The following is a 19988-nucleotide window of genomic DNA, read 5'->3' on the forward strand; positions in this document are numbered from 1 at the left end:
TGCAAAAGTATTTTGAGATTTAAAATGCCAATAGAATACACTCACGTAGTTCAGCCTTTTGAACCTTTTTACGACTCGGACTCAACTGTACTCATACTTGGCAGTTTGCCTTCTGTAAAGTCACGAGAAACAGGATTTTTTTACGGAAATAAGCAGAACAGATTTTGGAAAGTTCTGATGGCGATTTTTGAACCTGAAATCGCAGCCGGCGCTCCTCTGACAATCGAAGAAAAAAAATCATTTCTCAAACGTCATCACATCGCACTTTTCGACAGCATCAAAGAATGCAATATCCGAGGCTTTTCCGATAGCAGCATCACAGATGTTGTGCCGTCGACACCAGAAATTGAAAAAATTTTGGCAGAAACAAAAGTAAATAAAATCATATTAAACGGAATGACGGCGGCAAAATATTTTTATAGATATTGGAAACAAAATGATCAAATGGCAATAAAATTTGACAACCGAAAGGAGATAACAACGAAAATTAACCAGCCAAAACAAAAGTTTTTGCTTTACGAACTTCCCTCTACAAGTTCTGCGAACGCATCGTATAGCCTTGAAGAACTGATCAAGAGCAGGAAAGCATGTTTTCAAAAATTGTAGCATTCATAAAACTTTCCAAAATCAATATTTTCCGAATCTACAACAATGCGTGTTTTTTTTATAAATGCATGAGCTTAATTCATGCCTTATTTTTCATTATTTACTATTTTTATATACTTTCGTTCATTGAAATATAGCATGCTCGGGTTTATACTTTTAATATGAGTAACAATATTTTTAATAATGCCAAAAAACTCGGTTTTGGGCTTATGCGTCTTCCGTCTCGTTCAAACAAAGATGGCGACATCAATATTGAACTTTGCAAAAAGATGGTAGATTGTTTTATGGAACAAGGATTTACTTATTTTGACACAGCACTTATGTACTGCGGTGAAAAGAGCGAATCTGCTGCTAAAGAAATTCTTGTAGGCCGCTACCCTCGCGACAAATTTACACTGACGACAAAACTTCATTCGGCTTATATTCATTCAGAAAGCGATTGTGAAAAAGTATTCAACGGGCAACTTGAACACACCGGGGCGGGATATTTTGATTACTACTTAGTTCACGACGTCAACATCCATTCACTTGACACTTATGACAAATTGAAAGTTTTTGATTTTGTTATGCAAAAAAAATCAGAAGGGCTTGTCCGCCACGTTGGTTTTTCATTTCATGACTGTCCTGAGCTTTTAGACAAAGTTTTAACAGAACATCCTGAAATGGAATTTGTTCAAATTCAGTTGAACTATCTCGACTATAACAATCCCGGGGTCCGCTCAAAAGCTTGCTACGACGTTTGCGTCAAGCACAACAAACCTATCATCATCATGGAACCTGTAAAAGGCGGAACACTCGTAAACGTTGGCGAAGAAATCGAAACAATGTTTAAAAAATATAATCCAAAAGCAAGCATTGCGTCATGGGCAATTCGCTTTGCAGCTTCGCACCCAGGCGTTGAAATGGTTTTGTCGGGAATGAGCAATATGGAACAGATAGAAGACAACACTTCTTATATGAAAGATTTCCATCCGCTAAATGATGAAGAAAAGTCTATTATTCGCAAGGCTGTAAAAATTCTTTCCGATTCAAACGCAATTCCTTGTACAGGCTGTTCGTATTGTACAGGCGGCTGCCCACAAAAAATCGCGATTCCAAAATATTTCGCCCTTTACAATGCAGATTTAAAACAAGATCCGAACGGAACCGCAGGTTGGACTATTCAACTTGAATACTATGCAAACTTTACAAAATCGTTTGGCAAAGCGAGCGACTGCATAAGCTGTGGTCAATGTGAAGAAATCTGTCCGCAGCATTTGGCAATCATAGAGCATCTAAAAGATGTATCCGTTCGTTTTGAAAGATAATCTATTTTATCTCTCTTATATCTTCAGCGACTAAATCACATTCTTTTAAAATCTGCTTCATCTGATTTAATGTGATTCCAGTCGCTTTGATTGTAAACCGCCTGTCGCCAACTTTTTTTGACTCTCTTGTTACAACCGAAATTATGTTTCCGTTCAATGCTGCAATTTTTGTCATAATTCCGCTGAGGACGCCGGGTTTGTCTGCCGATTCAAGGTTGATTCTAATTCCGGGCTGGCTGGCTCCAAAAATCTCTGTAAACAACCTGAACAAGTCGCTTTCCGTGACAATACCGACAAGAATATCGTCTTTCATTACAGGTAAGCAACCGATATCGTGTTCAACCATAATCCTTGCAGCTTCTTCAACAACTTCATCTTCAGAGACAACCAAAACTTTTTTTGTCATTACCTTTTCTACTGTCAATTTAGAAAGCAGATATCCTATTTCGTAAACATCGAGCGTAGTTGCATCCGATGGACCTGCCTTTGCAAGGTCATTTTTTGTTACAATTCCTGCAAGTCTGTTTTTTTTATCGATTACAGGCAACTTGTTGATATTGTGTTTTGTCATCAAATTTTTTGCTTCTGTCAAACTTGTATCCGGCGAAACGTAAATCGGATTAGGTGTCATCACAGTTTTAATTATCATAGAATTTCCTCTTTAGTTATTTTACTACAACTTACCTTAAAAGCAATTGCAATCATCAGCCGCCAAGATATGCAGCACGAACAGAATCATCAACCGCAAGCTTTTTTGCATCTCCACTTTTTGTAACTGAACCGGTCTCCAAAATGTAAGCACGGTCTGCAATTGAAAGAGCTTTGTACGCATTCTGCTCAACAACGAGAATTGTAGTTCCCTGTCCGTTGATTTTTTGGATAATCGAGAATATTTCGTCGACAAGAATAGGAGCAAGCCCCATAGAAGGCTCGTCAAGGAGAAGAACTTTTGGCTTAGCCATAATTCCTCGCCCAATGGCGAGCATCTGCTGCTCTCCGCCACTCAAAGTTCCTGCATTTTGCTTAATTCGTTCTTTTAAACGTGGAAAAAGTTCAAAAACATTTTCCATATCATCATTGATTCCGTCTTTATCTTTTCTGAGGAAAGCTCCGAGTTCAAGATTTTCTCTGACAGTCAGATTCTGAAATATGCGTCTTCCTTCCGGAACATGGATCAAATTCTTTGCAACGATTTTATCTGGAGAAAGATTTGTTATATCTTCGCCCTCAAAAAACACCTGCCCTTCATTTTTTTTGATAATATTTGAGACTGCGTGAAGCGTCGTCGTTTTTCCTGCCCCATTTGAACCAATCAGAGAGATGATTTCGCCTTGCTCAACTGAAAATGAAATATTTCTGAGAGCTTTGATAGCCCCGTACGAGACAGAAAGATTTTTTACTTCTAGTATAGCCATCAAACAGCCTCCGAACCAAGATAAGCTTTTATAACCTGCGGATTCGTTCTTATTTCTTCAGGTTTTCCCGATGCAATGATTTTTCCGTAGTTCAAGACCATAATTCTTTCGCATATCCCCATTACGAGTTTCATGTCATGCTCAATCAAAAGAATCGTCAGGTTGAATTCTCTGCGTATAAAACCGATCATTTCCATCAACTCTTCAGTTTCCTGCCCATTCATTCCGGCTGCAGGTTCGTCGAGAAGAAGGAGTTTTGGCTTAGAAGCGAGCGCTCGTACGATTTCAAGTTTGCGCTGTTCGCCATACGGAAGATTTTTTGCATATTCATCGGCTTTGTTGTCAATTTTAAAAAGTTTCAAAAGCTGCATAGCCTTTTCAGTCATCATCTTTTCATCGCGGCGGAACTTTGAAGTTCTGAACAAAACGTCGAGCGGGTTGACTGTCCTTGAGTTGTGGAGCGCAATTCTAACATTGTCTGCAACTGTCAGCTTTCCAAACAAACGGATATTTTGAAAAGTTCTGGCTATTCCGATTTTATTCAACTGAGCCGGACTCATCTTGTTGATTACGTGAACTCTGCCGTCTTTATCCCAAAATGAAAGCTGCCCTGATGTCGGCGTGTAAACTCCACTCAACATGTTGAATAAAGTTGTTTTGCCGGCTCCATTCGGACCAATCAAACCTACAAGTTCCCCTTCCCGTAATTCACCGGAAAATCCGTTGACAGCGCAGAGTCCACCGAAAATAATAGAAATATCAGTAGCTTCGAGAACTAATTTTTTTTCACTCATTTTCGACCTCGCTTGTAGATTTATTTTTTATATTTTTGACCATATTTGAAAATTTTTCCCACAGCCCGACAAATGAAATCTCGTTGATTCCCATAAGCCCTTTGGGACGGAACAGCATCACTATGATTAAAATTATCGGGTAAATCAGCAGACGGTAATTCTGCAAGAAACGCAAAAATTCCTGCAAATATGTCAGGACAAAAGCGGCAAGTATGCTTCCAGTTGTAGAGCCCATTCCTCCGAGAACTACGAAAATAAGATAATCTATACTTTTTGTAAACGATGCCTGCTCCGGCTTTACAAATCCTATAAATGAAACGTAAAGTGCGCCTCCAATTCCTGCAACAAACGAAGCGATTACAAAACCTATCATTTTATATTTAAATACGCTGATGCCTGAAGAGTTTGCTGCAATTTCATCTTCGCGGACTGCAAGAATCGCACGACCGTAAGTTGAACGGATAAAATTCATCAGCAAGATTATGATTAGCACAAGCGTTCCTATAATCGCAAGATAAGCAGCAGTTGCGTTGAGAGTCAAAATCGTTGGAAACTGTTTTCCATTCGGGCCGCCTGTCCATTTTTTTAAGTTTACAAGCACGACTCTGATAATTTCACCGAATCCCAAAGTCACGATTGCAAGATAGTCGCCTTCAAGCTTCAATGTTGGAAACCCTATCAAAAAACCTAAAAATGCAGTGAAAAGTCCGGCAAGGATAATCGCAACCGGCAGCGGAATTTTAGCGTTCAGTGTCAAAATGATTGTAGAATATGCACCAAGTGCCATAAAACCTGCCTGACCGAGCGAAAGCTGCCCCGTAATACCACAGATGATGTTTACACTGAGCGCCATGATTGCATTGATTCCAGACAAAGTCAGAATCTGTGCAGTATATGGATTGATTGCTCCAAACTGAATTAAAATTGCCGGAAGTAATACAAACAAAACCGCAATTATGCCGGGAATCATCATGTTTCTAAATACTTTTTTTTTCATAAACAGTCTTCCTACACCTTTACAGTAATCTTTTTCCCAAAAATGCCGGTCGGCTTCACAGAAAGAATGATAATCAGTATTGAAAATGAAATTGCATCTGCATACTGTGATGAGAGAAATCCTTTTGTCAGAGTTTCTGCGATGCCAAGAATAATTCCTCCAAGCATTGCACCTGGTATAGAGCCTATTCCGCCAAGAACAGCTGCGATAAACGCTTTAAGCCCCGGCATATATCCCATGACAGGGTCAATCTGAGGATATGCGGTTGCATAGAGAATTCCTCCTGCCCCTGCAAGAACAGACCCGATGACAAACGTAATTGCAATTGTCTTGTTTACCGAAATCCCCATCAAACTCGCTGCTTTCATATCGTAAGAAACAGCTTGCATTGCTTTTCCTGTTTTTGTTTTGTTGACGATAAAGTTTAAAACAAGCATTAAAACGGCACTGAACACAATCACAATCAGCTGGATATTTGAAATGGAAATTGAACCAAGCGCAAAATTTTTTGTCGCCATCGTTGGGAATTGGCGCGGGTCTGGTCCCACAAACGGAAGTACACGCATTGTATTTTGGAGAATAAGTTCTACAGCAATTGCCGTTATCAAAGAATTCAGTCTAGGAGCATTTCTCAGCGGTCTGTAAGCAAATCTTTCAATAACGACTGCAAGAAGAGCACAAACAACCATAGACCCTACAAATGCGAATGCAAGGCTCAAAGCTGTTACATTTACAGACCCCATGGCTGTCAACCCGAATGCGACGAGTACAAAGTAGCCTGCATAAGCACCTATCATCATGATATCACCGTGGGCAAAGTTGATGAGCTTTACAATTCCGTAAACCATTGTATAGCCGAGAGCTATCAACGCATAAATACTTCCCAGCGACAACCCGTTTATCAGTTGCTGTAGAAACATAGAACCAGAATTCAACTTTATCCTCCATTATTGTTTAATTAAAAAATAACTAGCTTCGCCAGATTACGGATTTACAGTTGTCTTATAAGCTGTTGTAAGTTTTCCATCACTTCCTTTTACAAGTTCGAGCATTACAGCCGATTTTACAGGATTGTGTTTTTCATCAAATGTAAGGTGTCCTGTTACATATCTGCCGTTTGTCTTTTCAAGAGCTGCGGCAACAGAAGTGCCGTCAGTTGTCCCTGCCATTGCAATGGCATCTCTAATCATGTAAACACAATCGTATCCGAGTGCTGCAAACGAATTTGGATCTTCGTTGTGCTTTGCACGGAATGAAGAAACGAATTTCTGAACTTCAGGCTCTGTGGAATCTACTGCATAATGATTTGAATAATAACCGTTCAAAACTTCTTCCCCAGCATTTGCCGTAAGTCCATCCCAGCCGTCTGCACCGACGATTGGAGTGTTAATTCCTTGCGCACGAAGCTGTTTTGCAATGAGAGCAACAGTTCCGTAATAATCTGGGAGATACACTACACCGGGATTTGCGTTTTTAATTTTTGTAAGCTGAGCGTTGAAATCTTTATCGCCAGTTGCATAAGATTCAGCAGCGACAATTTTACCGCCGTTTTTTTCAAAAGCAACTTTAAAATTTTCGTATAGACCAACTGAATAGTCGTTTCCGACATCATAAAGAACAGCAGCTTTTTTAGCATGAAGAGTTTCTACAGAGAATTTTCCACCGACAGTTCCCTGAAATGGGTCTATAAAACATGCGCGGAAAATGTAATTACCTGCCTCTGTAATCACAGGAGCTGTTGCAGCAGGAGCAATCTGAACAATTTTTCCTACCTGAGAAAGTGTTGTAATAGCCTGTGTGCATCCAGAAGTGAGAGACCCGATTATGATTTTTACTCCGTCTTTAGAAGTGAGCTTTTTAAAAGCGTTTACAGTTTTGTCAGGATTTCCTTCATCATCTTCGCTTATGAGTTGAATCTTTTTACCATTAATTCCGCCAGCTTCATTGATTTCTTCAATAGCAAGGTCTATCCCTTTTTTACATTCAACGCCGTATACGGCAACTCCACCTGACAGTGGGAAAATCCCACCGATTTTTATTGTATCAGTTGCTTTATCACCGCAAGAACAAACTGCAAAAACAGCAAGGGCAACTGCAACAAGTTTAACAAATTTTTTCATAACTAATCCTCCTTTGTGATTGTATAAAAAAATCATTTTTCATTTGCAATAAATAATAGAGTAAAGTTCAGTGAGTGTAAATACTTTTAGTATAATTGAACAAAAACCGGCTATATCAACAGATTTTTATATCTGCACAACTCTGCAAACGATGACTGTGGGAAAAATGGGAATTAAACGCATATGCCGTGCAGAGCAAAATATTTCACTACACGGCAACCTCTTTTTGACTGTTTTGCTTTATAAAACTTTTGTGGACGTTTATTCGAGATTAAATTTTTTATTTATCAGCACATAACTTGTGGCATAATTTGCGGCTATCGCAACAATTGTAAATGCTGCATACAAAATAGAAGGTATCAGAGAATTTTCACTGCCTTTAATCTTCAAAAGAAAAACCCTGATAACAAAATAAGCAGTTATTATAATAATTGTTGTAAGAGCTTCCACAAGCTTTTTATGATTTTTTGCAAGATTCGCAATCGCCTCGACCATAAAAACAAAAGTTATGTATTCAATCATCAGTAAAATTGTGTTCAGAACGGTGAGAAAAATATATGCTCCCTTAGGAACCGGTAAACGCGTCATAAACGACTCAGGTCCAAACGCACTTCCATAAAATACATAATTCAAATATTCCCTTGTAAAAAAGACTTTGAAAAGAGGAAGTTGATAACACAACACACATATTGCAATCGCAAAAAATAAAATCAATCCCCACAAAAACGAGGCGAGGATTCTTCCGCAAAGATGTTCCCCAGTAGTCACAGGAAGAGTCATATTCAAATACGCTTCATCATCGAAGACACTCTTTTTAAAGCGCCGTTCTATCATGAGCAAAGTGATAGAAATCATCGCTGTTGAGGTGATTATAAAAAACAACAATGAAAAAGAATAAACTTCCATGTAATAATTGTACAACTCTTCAGCTGTATCTTTGCTGATAAAGAAGTTATTCCACCAAAACCCAATTAAAAAAGAAACGACTGCCGCAACGGCATATACAAAAAGCAATGTATGAGCAAGCGCTCCGAATTCATATTTAAAAACTTTTCCAATAAAAGAAAACGAATTCCTCGAACGATTTGTTTTTGTTAGCATTTGAATTCCTCCCTAAATAACGAGTCTATAGACATACCCGTCTCCTGCCGAATATCGTCTGCATTTCCCTGTCTGACAATCTGCCCTTCCTTTAAGAAAATGATGTGATTCAAAACAAATTCAACATCGCTTATTAAATGAGTTGAAATCAAAACCGTAGAGTTTTCGCTGTAATTGCTGATTATCGTGTTCAAGATAAAATCTCGGGCAGCAGGGTCGACTCCTCCTATCGGTTCATCTAGGATATAAAATGGAACTTCCCGGCTCATCGTCATAACAAGCTGAACTTTTTCTTTTGTCCCTTTCGACATTTTTTTAAGTTTTTGTTTCGGGTCGACTTTGAGTTTGCAGAGCATATCATGCGCTTTGTCTTTGTTAAAATTTGTGTAAAAGTCAGACATCATTTTTACGAGCCCGTTCACGTCAAGCCAGCTGTTTATGTAAACTCTATCAGGCTGATAAGCAATCTGCATTTTAGATTCCGCTCCGGGCTCCAGTCCACAGACAGAAATCTTGCCGGAAGTCGGTTTGAGCAAACCTGCAGCGATTTTCAACATTGTCGTCTTTCCGCTCCCGTTTGGTCCCAAAAGCCCGACAATTTCACCGCTCGGAATCTCAAGATTTATTCCGTTGAGTGCGATTTTGTCGCCATATTTTTTTGTAAGATTTTTACATTCCATTACAGGACTCATACTTTATTCTCCACAGTTTTTTCGTGATTTGTTTTTAACTTTTTATCAAGCAATTCCATTACATCTCTTTTTTCAAATCCCAAAGACTTCATCTTGTTGAGAAATAAAAAAATCTCTTCTTCGGCGATATCTTGCTTCATTTTTTTTATACGTTCCTTGTCGTCTGTGATAAACCTTCCTGCCGTGCGCTCTGTTCTGACAAGTCCAATTCTCTCAAGTTCAGACAACGCTTTTTGCATTGTATTCGGATTAACCCTTGCTTTGACTGCCAAATCCCTGACAGATTCAAGGCGGCTGCCTTCCTGCAATTCTCCGGAGACAATCTGAACTTTAAAATAATCCATAAGCTGCACGTAAATAGGTTTATCATCTGTAAACTGATATTCCATTTATCCCTGCCTCGTAAATTTTTTTAGTTTTGCACTGCCGTGCCGTTGTATTGGGTGCATAATACAAAAATACAGAGTTGATGTCAAGAAAAACAAATCGTTAAAAGAGAAAATTAAAGAAAGTGTTTGATAGTTCTAGGATAATGCTCATCGAATGTAGCGTGAATCAGAGGACGTGCAATTACAACTTTATCAGCTCCATAAAAAACAGCCGTCTGAACGTCCCGATGCGACCTTATTCCGCCATCTACCCAAATTTCACTGCAGTATTTTTTTAGCTCTTGCGAATGCTCTGCAAGGAAATCTCCACTGCTGCCAATCCTCGTCTCTACGCGCCCCCCGTGATTAGAGACATAGACGACATCAGGCTTTAATTCTTTGACAAGCTCAATGTCTTCATCTGTGAAGACCCCTTTTATTACAAACGGGACCCCGGCAATTTTTCTTAGTTCTTCGAGTTGATAAGCAGTTTTCCGCTCAAGATTGACAAGATTTCGCATTGTAACGATGTTGTAAGAGTCTATATCAATTCCGATATATTCTGCATGAGGTTTTACAAATTCAATCCGCTGTCGCAGTTTATCTTGAGGATACGGTTTTAGGAAAAATGCCGCCTTTGTCCCGATTTTAACGACAGCTTCAACTCCGAACTTGAGCTTTTCGTCGGGACACCCGTCGCCTACGCAGAGTCCGATTCCGCTGTCGAACGCATTTTTTAAATAAGGAAAATAAAAATCAGCTTCCTGTGCATAACCGATGTTTTCAACAGCTCCTGTAACAGGACCACAACGAATCGTCGAAGGCTTTATTTTAATTACATCGAGTTCATCAGCTTTGCCGTTTGCAATTGCACGCTCATAGAGTTCTTTCCACGCTTCATAGTTTAGCTGAAAGTTTTTGCTTTCATAAACGCCTCCGAAACCTGGAAGCTGCCCCAAACAACCATACCCATCACATACGGCACAGCGATGGCACTTAAAATCCCCTGTTGCCACCGTTTTTGCCTTAGTCACCAAAACAAATCCCTAAATCTCGTCCGGTTTGTAACATCTGATCATTTTCTGAAATCGATTTTACCTGTCCCGCAACGACACTCAAAGGGGTTGCCACGATTTGTCCATTTTTTATCGCTACAAGATTTCCAAACTGTTTGTTAGCAAGAAAATCTGCCGCAGCAGCTCCAAGCCGAGTTGCCAAAAGAATGTCGTAAGGCGACGGAAAACCGCCGCGTTGCAGATATCCAAGAACAGAAGTCCGCGTTTCAACGCCGGTTTCCTCTTCGATTTCCTTTGCAACACGGAAAGCCACAGACTGCGTCGCTGCTTCTCGAGCTTTTTTGAATTCCTTCTTTTCAAGTTTCGATTCTTCAACGCTCAAAGCACCTTCAGAGCATGCTATGATAAAATTGTTCTGCCCAGCTTCTTTTTTTGCTTTTAAATGTTTAGCAATCTTTTTAATGTCGTATGGAATTTCCGGCAAAAGAATAACATCGGCATTTCCTGCTATTCCCGAATAAAGTCCTAGCCAGCCGACTTTGTGCCCCATAATTTCAACAACCATCGCACGGCTGTGACTTTTTGCAGTTGTCCTGATTGCCGCAATTCCCTGAGTTGCAACATCTATTGCAGTGTGAAACCCGAATGTCTCATCAGAGCCGACTATATCGTTATCAATTGTCTTCGGCATTCCGATTACATTAAATCCTTCCTGAGACAGTTGATAAGCAGTCGTATTTGTTCCGTTCCCGCCAAGACACACAAGTGCATCAAATTTATTCTTTTTGAAAGTTTCTTTTATTGCATCTATAGGAAGCAAACCTGTTTTCGGATCTGGAACCGGATTTTTAAAAGGCTTTACTCGCGAAGTCCCAAGTATCGTTCCACCTGATGAAATTAGAGAGTCAAGATCGATAGAATCCATCTTGAAAGTATCATTGTCAATAAGACCGCGATATCCATTGTGAATACCAATAAATTTTATCCCGTATTTTGCTTTGCCAGCAATACACAACGCTCTGATTGCAGCATTAAGACCGGGAGCATCTCCGCCGGAAGTCAAAACACCGACTGTTTTAATATTTGAAGCTTTCATAAATATGATTATAACAGCTTTTACAATTTTCAAACAACAAAAATCAAATAAAAAAGCAGCAAAAAATAAATCGTTTTTAATGCTAAAAAGTTTTTTTGTTTTTCCGATAATGGAACTATGAAAGCATCTAATAAATACAGCATTATTACCGGAGCTGTCCTTTTAGCTCTCGCTGCTCTTTTTTCAATAAGCATGATTCTTTTACCGCTAGACTTCGGCGCAGCAGGACCTGGACACAATAACATCTTATTTTTGCTTGGCGATATGCTTTATTCCGTTTATGGATTTTCAAGCATTTTGATTCCTGCATTCCTTTTGACAGCAAGCCTTTCATGTTTCGCTTCTGAATGGACTGCAAGAAAAACGATGCGATTTTTAACAGCTCTTGTACCATTTTTTACTTGTGTAATCACAGAAAATATATGCCGTTCAATTATCAACCTGGACAATACATCTTTTCCCGAAGTAAAAATTGCCGTAACAATTGTAACTGGCGTTATGCTTGTTGTAATTGAATATTTTGCCGCAGGAATTTTGGCTGATAAAATTGCAAAAAAAAACCTAAAACACAAAATTAAATCGCAAGGATATGATGACGATTTTGCCGCCCTCAAACAAAATGAGCAACAAGAACAGCAAGCACCGCAAATCGCAGAATCTGATACAAAAGAAACCATCGTACAAGAGAATTCTGAAAGTAAATCACAGGTTTTTGATGAAGCGCTTTCAAAACTTTCCAAAGTTGAGCAAAAGGAAGAATATTCAACAAATGAAGACAATACAAATTCAACCCCATCTTCAATGATTACACAGGAAGAATTTGTCGCACTTACTGAGCAGCCGGAACAGAACGGTTCTGTAGAAGAACTCGAATGGCCTGACCTTCCGCCTCCGCAACAGACGCTTCCTCCTGAATACGATGCAGATTTTGATGCTGACGACCCTGCGTTAGAGTTTCCTCCAAAAGAGCCGGAAATTGAGCCAAAAATAGAAGAGGCTGTCGCTCCAGTGTTTGAGGCATACGATGTTGAAGAACAGAATATTGACGATGACGACTCGTATGACTCGTATATAGAAGATGAAACACTCCCTTTCCCGGATATCGGAATTGAGGAAGACGGCATCGGCACGGACAGCTTTGATATTGAAAACGATTTTGAATCAGACCTTTCCGATGTGTATTGGAACCCCGCCGAATCAGCCGAAGCAGCCGAGGCAGAACGAGAAATTCCGCAGGAAACAGAAGACGAAGTGCTAGAAACAGAAAAAGAAATCAAAGCTGTCAAAGTCGAACACGCTTCCGATGTTTTTTCAGAGATGGAAGCGGAAATTCGAGCCTCAATGGATAACCAAGATAATAAGCTTTCTCACTATAAAGATAAAGAAGATGCATCACAAATTAAAAATGATGAAACAAAATCAGAGCCTGCCGAAAAAAAATCCTCCGGAGTTGATTTGTTTGGCAACCCTGTCTCGCAATCTTTTGTGCCTGATTTTGAAGAACGCCTCGTGTACGCAAACAATCTGACAGCCGATGAGCTCTCGGACTTTTTTAATGCACAGCAGCAGGAATCAGCACCAAAATCAAATACTGCAGTAAAAAAGGGTCCGTATACAATCCCAACAGATTTGCTGATTGCATATAAAGACGACCAGTATTGGTTGATCGACGAGCAAACAAAACAAGCCGCACTGAATCTTAAACAGACTCTTGGGGAATTCAATATTGAAGCAGAAATTATAGGTATTAAAAAAGGTCCTGTTGTCACAATGTTTGAAATCTTACCAGCTCCGGGTGTAAAACTGAGCAAGATTGTTGCTCTCCAAGATAACATAGCCCTAAGCCTTGCAGCACAATCAGTCAGAATTGTTGCCCCAATCCCCGGAAAGCAGGCAGTTGGAATCGAAGTTCCAAACAGGCACCGCAGCGTTGTAGGCTTCCGCGAAATCATAGAGATGAATTTGCCTGAATGGTCAAAAATGGCAGTCCCTGTGATTCTCGGTAAAGACATACTTGGAAAAGCACAACTGATAGACCTTGCAAAAACGCCTCACATGCTTATTGCAGGAGCAACAGGGTCTGGAAAATCTGTCTGTGTAAACTCTCTGATTCTTTCAATTTTGTACAAACGCTCGTTCAACGACGTAAAACTGATACTCGTAGACCCTAAAGTTGTTGAACTTAAACTGTATAACAGCATTCCTCATCTTTTGACTCCTGTAATCACAGAACCGAAAAAAGCACTAAAAGCTCTTCAATGGTGTTTGTGCGAAATGGAAAGGCGTTACGCATTGCTCGACAGTATGAGCGTTCGCGACATCGCTAATTACAATCAGAAAATAAACGAACAAAAAATCTGCACCGAAAAACTGCCGTATATCGTCGTTATCATCGATGAATTTGCTGACTTAATGGCAACAAGCGGAAAAGAGCTTGAAAGCATTGTAGCCCGCCTCACGGCAATGTCACGTGCAGTCGGAATTCACCTCGTCCTTGCAACCCAGCGGCCTTCTGTAAACGTAATCACAGGGCTGATAAAGGCTAATATCCCGACGAGAATTGCGTTCATGGTAGCTTCCAGAACAGACTCAAACATCATCATAGATACCGTTGGCGCAGAAAAACTTCTTGGGCGTGGCGATATGCTTTACGCCTCTGCCGTCGACCCTGCTCCAATTCGTATTCAAGGAACTTTCGTAACAGATCAGGAAGTTGAAGATGTTGTAAAAGCTGTAAAAGAATACGGCGAACCTGATTACCTAGATGAAGAACTTTTTGAAGATGACAAAGAAGATGAAGCACGCGATTTATTTGGAGAACCGATAGCTGACGATGACCCTCTTTACGACCAGGCTCTTGAAATTGTCGTTCAGGCAGGAAAAGCAAGCGCATCATATATCCAGCGCCGTTTGAAAATCGGTTACAATCGCGCCGCCCGCCTTGTAGAAGAGATGGAAGAAAGAGGAATTGTTGGTCCTGCAAACGGAAGTAAACCTCGCGAGGTGATTCAAATTCCATGATTTTGTTTATCTTAAGTTTAATTGCGGGAATCGCTTTTGTCGCAGCAGGAATTTATTTTCTTTCAGAAAAGTTTTTACAAAGGCTCAACTCCGCATCTCGGGAAAAAACAGAAGCCTCTCTGCAAAAAAACTCATTTCGGGCAAAAGGTTCCGGTTATGTCGCAATTTCGCTGGGAGCATTTACAATTGTTTGGGGAATACTTTTGATTTGCTTTCCTGCTCTTTCAAATCTTTTGGCTCTTATTTATATGATTTTTCTCGTAGTTGCGCTGGCAATTTTGATGATTGCTTTTAGATAAAAAACAGGTTACAAAAAGCTATGACAACAAAAGAAAAAGTCCTCAATTTTCTTCAAAATAATTCAAATCAAAATCAGCTTTCCGGTGAATTTCTTGCAGAAAAATGCAATGTAAGCCGCGCTGCAATCTGGAAAGCTGTAAATGCGCTTCGCAGCGAGGGTTGCCATATCGAAGGCACTCCAAACGGCGGCTATATTTTATGCGGCGACGCAGATATTTTTTCACTGGAATTGTTCAATGAAGAATTTAAAATACGTTTTCCGGATTATGCAAAAAATCACGTCGAGTATTTCAAAGAAATAGATTCCACAAACACGCATGCGAAACGTCTTTTGACTGGCTGTGGAAATCTGCGTGATGCCGGAGGTCGGTTGACAGTTGCCGGCAAAAAATATCACAATGCAGTCATCGTTGCCGAAAGTCAGACTGCCGGACGAGGCCGGCTTGGCCGTACATTTTATTCACCGTATAAAACTGGAATTTATCTCACCTTAATTTACGCTCCAAAAGGGGGAATCACGAATCCTGCAAAAACTACGGCATTTACGGCAGTTGCAGTCAATCGCGCTATAAAAAAACTTTACGGAATTGAAACTTCAATCAAGTGGATAAACGATATTTTTTACAATCGCAAAAAAATTGCCGGCATTTTGACTGAAGGCTTTACAAATTTTGAAACAGGAACTATAGAATCTGCAATCATCGGAATCGGGGTAAATATTCAGCCCAATGAAATTCTTCCTGATGAAGTTAAAAAAATTGCCGGCGCACTCGAAGAAAATCCGACAAAAGAAAACCATCATGTGTCTCGCGTACAGCTCGCCGCAGAAATTGCCGGGCAGACAATCAGCGTTCTCCAAGAAAATCCTGCTAAAATCATGGAAGAATACAAAGCTGCGTCATTTTTAATTGGGCAAAAGATTAAGGTTCATCCGATTATCGGAGATGAAAAATCAGTTTATTCGGCAACTGTAATCGATATTTCAGATGAAGCCGGATTGATTATCGAAAATGAAGACGGCGTTCAAAAGACCTTGAGTTCCGGCGAAGTCAGCATCGGGTCGGGAAACATTTGATTTAAGGCTTTATCAGCTCCTTGCCGAAAAAGCTTTTGCAGCGTTGTAAGCTTGTTTCATTCCAATCGAAAATAAAACCGGAATCAAAATCAAATACATTTTTACAGATTTTTTGCCGCAGCGGACTTTCCATGCACGTTCTGCTTGATTCCAAATTTTTGTAACAATCGGAATAAAAGTAACGAACATCGACAGAAGAGCCGTGATTGTATTCCTCTGCCTAAGATGCATGATTTTGCGGACTGCTCTTTCAATTGTTTCAATTCCCTCACGAAGCTCTAAAGAAGTTGAAGTGCGAAACACAATCGAAGCGCACTGCATTGCACAAAAAAGTTTGAGCAGCATGATTCCCGTAGGCAGTGATTCTTTTGCGAGTAACTTTAAATCGCTGATATAAGTAAAATTATATTTTGGAATCTGTTCTCCAAAAAGTTTTGTAAAAGTTACCAGGATGACTTTTGCGATCAAGAGAATTGCGCCATAGTAGATTACAGGTTTCAAATCTGTCAATTGTTCTTTTGTTGTAAAATGCAAACAGTATGCAAGGATTATTTGAAATAATACAAAAGCTGCTGCAAAATACCATGGCATTATAAAGAATAAGATATTTAGAATTGGAATTACAATAATTTTTATCCAGGCTGGGCACCTGTGAACTAGAGAATTTCCATTTTTATAACTGAATGCAGAATATTTCATCGCCAGATTAAGTCGGAAACAGATTCATATTTGTTAAACGGATTTCTTATATTCCACTGTTCGAGATTTTGTTTTACAGCATCGGATGCAGCTCCATCAAACACTTTTTTCCCTTGAAACAGAACGATAAACCTATCGGCGAGCCCAAGACATTTTTCTATCTCGTGGGTGAGAACTATTACTGTTTTTCCTTCTTTTTTGAGCCGAATCAAAAGCTGATTCACCTGTTTCACACCTATATAATCGAGATTTGCATACGGTTCATCTAAAATAATCACGGGAAGATCCATAGCAAGCATGCACGCAACAGCAAGCCGCCTTTTTTCGCCACCAGACAAAAATCGTGCAGGAAAATCTTTTTTTGCGGTTAAGCCTGTTTTTTCCAACGCCGATTTTACAGCCTCTTCAACTCGCTGCCGATTCCAGCCAAGATTTTTAGGTCCGAAAGCGATGTCTTCAGACGGAGTTTCTCCAAGAATCTGAGTCTCAGCTTCCTGAAAAACAAGTCCAACTTTTTTTTCCCCAGACGGAATTCCACAATCAACGTTGACAGTTCCTTTATCAGGCTCTTCAATCCCTGCGATAATCGACATCAAAACGCTTTTCCCAGACCCGTTTTCTCCACCAAAGACAACACATGTTCCTTCTGTAATTTCAAAAGACACATCATAGAGTGCGGTCATCACGCTTTCACAATTTCCATCAACAGAGCCGATATCAAATGTTTTATATATATGCTCTACTTTAAGACTTCCCATTATTTTTCAGCTTGGTGAACTCTGTCGGACTTCCTCGAATATAGATATTGCGCCAAAACAGGACGAAGTTTTAAAGCAACTGGAGTACAGATTGCAATTTTTAAAATGTCGCCCGGAACATAAGGAATTACACAAGCTCCCATCGTGAATCTAAAAGCAGTTTTGTCAGCCGGAATTTTACCTGCTGCACTCGCCCAATAACTAAAGCGAATAACTCCAGGAATATATAAAACAATCATCCCTATAAAAAATGCGCACACAATTCTAAGGACAAGAGCAAAACTCAACTTTTTTTCAGCAACAGAAGGTTTTCCTGCTATAAGCCCTGCGACAAGTGCTCCAAACAAATAGCCCGGCAAAAATCCGCCTGTTGGGCCAAGCCAAACAGCAATGCCACTCGTTCCTCCCGAATAAACCGGTAATCCGATAAATCCAGCAAACAAAAATAAAGCTGTTGGAGCACAGCTCAGAACACCACCGAGCAGAACGCCAGTCAAAATACACAGCGCATTTTGTAAGACAATCGGGATAGTTCCGATAGGAATTCTGATAAAACAGCCGGCACAAATCAGAGCGGCAAACAATGCCACAAAACAACAAATTAAAATATTTTTGTTTTTCATAATGCGATGAGTATAGCCGATTGAAAAAAGATTGTAAACCACAAATTTATCTCAAGGTTTACAATCTAAAACAGAGTAAATACAATGTAAAAAACTCGAGAAATTTTAATCTTCTGTATCGTATACGTTTATGTGAAGGTCTTTTAACTGCTGCTGGTCAACTACACTAGGACACTCATCCATTGGAGACGCTGCAAGATTGTTTTTTGGGAATGCGATTACTTCATGAATCGATTCTTCGTGCCTCATCAACATAATCAGGCGGTCAAGTCCCGGAGCAATCCCTCCGTGAGGCGGCGCACCGAACTTAAATGCCTGAACGAGAAACCCGAACGCTTTTTCTGCGCGTTCGTTGCTATAACCTACAATTTTAAAAATTCTCTGCTGAAGGTCGGGGTCGTTTATACGCATTGAGCCTGATGCAAGTTCATAACCGTTCAGTACTAAGTCGTACAAATCTCCTTTTACTGCGCCCGGATCTGTTTCAAGAGTGTTCCAGTATTGTTTTTGAGGCAACGTAAACATGTGATGTTCTGTTTCCCAACCTTGAGTTTCTTCATTGAATGCAAAATATGGAAAATCTATAATCCATGCAAAATGGAATTCGTCTTCTGGATTATAGAGATTCAAATCTTTTCCAAGCTGTTTGCGGACAGCCCCGAGCGCTGTACATGCGAGCTGCCAATTTTCATCGCTTACAAACAGCAGAAGATCGTTTTTTTCTGCACCGAGTTTGGAACAAATTTCAGCTTCTTTTCCTGCATAAAACTTAGAGATTCCCCCTTCGAAAACGCCTTGTGCATCTACTTTCATCCATGCAAGCCCTTTCGCTTTATAAGTTTTTGCAACAGCTTCCAAAGCTTCAATATGTTTTCTTGAATATTTATCTGCAACATTCTTTACGACAAGAGCTTTTAATCCGCTTCTTTTATGACGCTGAACTTCTCTTCCCGGAGCAGATGCCCCTGATTTAAATGCATTAAAGTCTGCAAGGCTTGCCATGAAAGAGGCATCTTGTATCTTCATATCAAACCTGAGGTCGGGTTTATCACTTCCATAAAAATCAAAAGCGTCTTCCCAAGAAATTCGGTCAAATTTAGCAGGCAATTCGTAGTCGAGTGTCTTTTTAAATATGTGTTGCATCATTCCTTCAGTCGTAGAAAGAACTTCTTCACGGTTTGTAAAACTCATTTCCATATCAATCTGAGTGAATTCAGGCTGTCTGTCTCCGCGTGCATCTTCATCACGATAACAGCGCGCTATCTGGAAATATTTATCAAATCCAGATACCATCAAAAGCTGTTTATAAAGCTGCGGACTCTGCGGTAAAGAATAAAATTTTCCGGGATGAACACGAGAAGGAACTAGATAGTCTCGAGCTCCCTCCGGCGTTGATTTTATAAATGTTGGAGTTTCAATTTCCAAAAAGCCTTTTGATGTCAAATACTCACGAGTTGCAAACGTAACTTGAGAACGCAAAATAATATTCTGCTGCATAGGATCGCGGCGCAAATCAAGATAACGATATTTCAGCCGCAAATCTTCATTTGGAATCACGAGAGTTCCGTCTTTTTGTCGTACTTCTTCTATTGAGAATGGCAAATCCTGTGAAACTGTGAAAATCTCGATATCTGTCGCTTCAACTTCGATTTCACCTGTAGCCATTTCTTTATTAATATCTTTTTCAGCACGGGCAGCAACGACGCCTTCCACAGCGATACAATATTCGCTTTTAAGGCTCGATGCAATTTTTTTAATATTATCGCCGGCATTGTCTCCAACCATCACCTGTGTGATGCCGTAACGGTCCCGCAGACGAATAAATACAAGCCCCCCAAGATTACGAGTGCGGCTCACCCATCCATTTAATACAACCTTTTTACCAACGTCAGCTTTAGTCAGCTCTCCGCAGGTAACTGTTCTCTTTGAATTTTCCATAGTGATATTATTTTAGTGATATGATGAAACTTGTACAATTGGCGTAATAAAAAGAGCATCGC

Annotated in this window: 20 protein-coding genes; 5 read left to right on the forward strand and 15 right to left on the reverse strand. The window is 40.0% G+C overall.

The genetic code is table 11. The features are described from left to right. The first annotated feature begins 24 nt into the window (after window positions 1–24). On the forward strand, window positions 25–606 hold the full coding sequence (locus H9I37_RS00885; protein ID WP_187380602.1) for a DNA-deoxyinosine glycosylase: 582 nt from the start codon (window positions 25–27) through the stop codon (window positions 604–606). A gap of 161 nt (window positions 607–767) precedes the next feature. Further along, entirely contained in the window at window positions 768–1913 is a 1146-nt protein-coding gene (locus tag H9I37_RS00890) for an aldo/keto reductase (RefSeq protein ID WP_187380603.1), read from the forward strand. A gap of 1 nt (window position 1914) precedes the next feature. Here the strand turns inward: H9I37_RS00890 and H9I37_RS00895 are convergent, their stop codons facing one another. The 11 genes from H9I37_RS00895 to H9I37_RS00945 all read right to left on the reverse strand — a co-directional run bounded on the left by H9I37_RS00895 (window position 1915) and on the right by H9I37_RS00945 (window position 11512). Then, window positions 1915–2562 carry a CBS domain-containing protein gene (locus H9I37_RS00895; protein ID WP_187380604.1) on the reverse strand — a complete coding sequence of 216 codons (648 nt, stop codon included), beginning with the start codon at window positions 2560–2562 and terminating at the stop codon, window positions 1915–1917. 55 nt (window positions 2563–2617) lie between these two features. Beyond that, window positions 2618–3322 (reverse strand): ABC transporter ATP-binding protein, encoded by a 705-nt coding sequence (locus H9I37_RS00900; RefSeq protein ID WP_187382492.1) that lies wholly within the window; start codon window positions 3320–3322, stop codon window positions 2618–2620. A gap of 5 nt (window positions 3323–3327) precedes the next feature. Further along, window positions 3328–4122: an ABC transporter ATP-binding protein gene (locus H9I37_RS00905; protein ID WP_187380605.1), complete on the reverse strand. Its 795-nt coding sequence runs from the start codon at window positions 4120–4122 to the stop codon at window positions 3328–3330. Further along, window positions 4115–5119, reverse strand: a complete 1005-nt coding sequence (locus H9I37_RS00910) for a branched-chain amino acid ABC transporter permease (RefSeq protein ID WP_187380606.1) — start codon at window positions 5117–5119, stop codon at window positions 4115–4117. Before H9I37_RS00910 ends, H9I37_RS00905 begins: the two co-directional genes overlap by 8 nt. An 11-nt stretch (window positions 5120–5130) precedes the next feature. Next, the gene (locus H9I37_RS00915; RefSeq protein WP_187382493.1) at window positions 5131–6039 is read right to left on the reverse strand and encodes a branched-chain amino acid ABC transporter permease; all 909 of its coding nucleotides are present in this window, start codon (window positions 6037–6039) and stop codon (window positions 5131–5133) included. A gap of 63 nt (window positions 6040–6102) precedes the next feature. Continuing rightward, window positions 6103–7239, reverse strand: coding sequence for an ABC transporter substrate-binding protein (locus H9I37_RS00920; protein ID WP_187380607.1), 1137 nt, complete (start codon window positions 7237–7239; stop codon window positions 6103–6105). 261 nt (window positions 7240–7500) lie between these two features. Next, on the reverse strand, window positions 7501–8340 hold the full coding sequence (locus tag H9I37_RS00925; protein WP_187380608.1) for a hypothetical protein: 840 nt from the start codon (window positions 8338–8340) through the stop codon (window positions 7501–7503). Then, the gene (locus H9I37_RS00930) at window positions 8334–9032 is read right to left on the reverse strand and encodes an ABC transporter ATP-binding protein (RefSeq protein WP_187380609.1); all 699 of its coding nucleotides are present in this window, start codon (window positions 9030–9032) and stop codon (window positions 8334–8336) included. The genes H9I37_RS00925 and H9I37_RS00930 overlap by 7 nt, the downstream gene beginning before the upstream one ends. Continuing rightward, window positions 9029–9421 (reverse strand): GntR family transcriptional regulator, encoded by a 393-nt coding sequence (locus H9I37_RS00935; protein ID WP_187380610.1) that lies wholly within the window; start codon window positions 9419–9421, stop codon window positions 9029–9031. Before H9I37_RS00935 ends, H9I37_RS00930 begins: the two co-directional genes overlap by 4 nt. A 113-nt stretch (window positions 9422–9534) precedes the next feature. Continuing rightward, window positions 9535–10434, reverse strand: a complete 900-nt coding sequence (locus tag H9I37_RS00940) for an alpha-hydroxy-acid oxidizing protein (protein ID WP_370586885.1) — start codon at window positions 10432–10434, stop codon at window positions 9535–9537. Beyond that, window positions 10427–11512: a 6-phosphofructokinase gene (locus H9I37_RS00945; RefSeq protein WP_187380611.1), complete on the reverse strand. Its 1086-nt coding sequence runs from the start codon at window positions 11510–11512 to the stop codon at window positions 10427–10429. The genes H9I37_RS00940 and H9I37_RS00945 overlap by 8 nt, the downstream gene beginning before the upstream one ends. A 117-nt stretch (window positions 11513–11629) precedes the next feature. Between H9I37_RS00945 and H9I37_RS00950 the strand changes: the two genes are divergently transcribed. Genes H9I37_RS00950 through H9I37_RS00960 form a run of 3 tightly spaced genes read left to right on the forward strand, consistent with a single transcriptional unit; the run spans window position 11630 to window position 15908 of the window. Further along, window positions 11630–14533: a DNA translocase FtsK gene (locus H9I37_RS00950; RefSeq protein ID WP_255422451.1), complete on the forward strand. Its 2904-nt coding sequence runs from the start codon at window positions 11630–11632 to the stop codon at window positions 14531–14533. Beyond that, entirely contained in the window at window positions 14530–14832 is a 303-nt protein-coding gene (locus H9I37_RS00955) for a hypothetical protein (RefSeq protein ID WP_187380612.1), read from the forward strand. Before H9I37_RS00950 ends, H9I37_RS00955 begins: the two co-directional genes overlap by 4 nt. 20 nt (window positions 14833–14852) lie before the next feature. Continuing rightward, window positions 14853–15908 (forward strand): biotin--[acetyl-CoA-carboxylase] ligase, encoded by a 1056-nt coding sequence (locus H9I37_RS00960; RefSeq protein ID WP_187380613.1) that lies wholly within the window; start codon window positions 14853–14855, stop codon window positions 15906–15908. A 12-nt stretch (window positions 15909–15920) separates the two neighbouring features. Here the strand turns inward: H9I37_RS00960 and H9I37_RS00965 are convergent, their stop codons facing one another. The 4 genes from H9I37_RS00965 to aspS form a co-directional block, all read right to left on the reverse strand. Continuing rightward, window positions 15921–16607, reverse strand: coding sequence for an energy-coupling factor transporter transmembrane component T family protein (locus H9I37_RS00965; protein WP_187380614.1), 687 nt, complete (start codon window positions 16605–16607; stop codon window positions 15921–15923). Continuing rightward, window positions 16604–17365, reverse strand: a complete 762-nt coding sequence (locus H9I37_RS00970; RefSeq protein WP_187380615.1) for an energy-coupling factor ABC transporter ATP-binding protein — start codon at window positions 17363–17365, stop codon at window positions 16604–16606. The genes H9I37_RS00965 and H9I37_RS00970 overlap by 4 nt, the downstream gene beginning before the upstream one ends. Beyond that, window positions 17365–17988 (reverse strand): biotin transporter BioY, encoded by a 624-nt coding sequence (locus H9I37_RS00975; protein ID WP_187380616.1) that lies wholly within the window; start codon window positions 17986–17988, stop codon window positions 17365–17367. The genes H9I37_RS00970 and H9I37_RS00975 overlap by 1 nt, the downstream gene beginning before the upstream one ends. Window positions 17989–18093: 105 nt before the next feature. After that, window positions 18094–19926 carry an aspartate--tRNA ligase gene (aspS, locus tag H9I37_RS00980; RefSeq protein ID WP_187380618.1) on the reverse strand — a complete coding sequence of 611 codons (1833 nt, stop codon included), beginning with the start codon at window positions 19924–19926 and terminating at the stop codon, window positions 18094–18096. Window positions 19927–19988: the final 62 nt, after the last annotated feature.

It is taken from the genome of Treponema sp. Marseille-Q3903, assembly GCF_014334335.1.
Classification (GTDB): domain Bacteria; phylum Spirochaetota; class Spirochaetia; order Treponematales; family Treponemataceae; genus Treponema_D.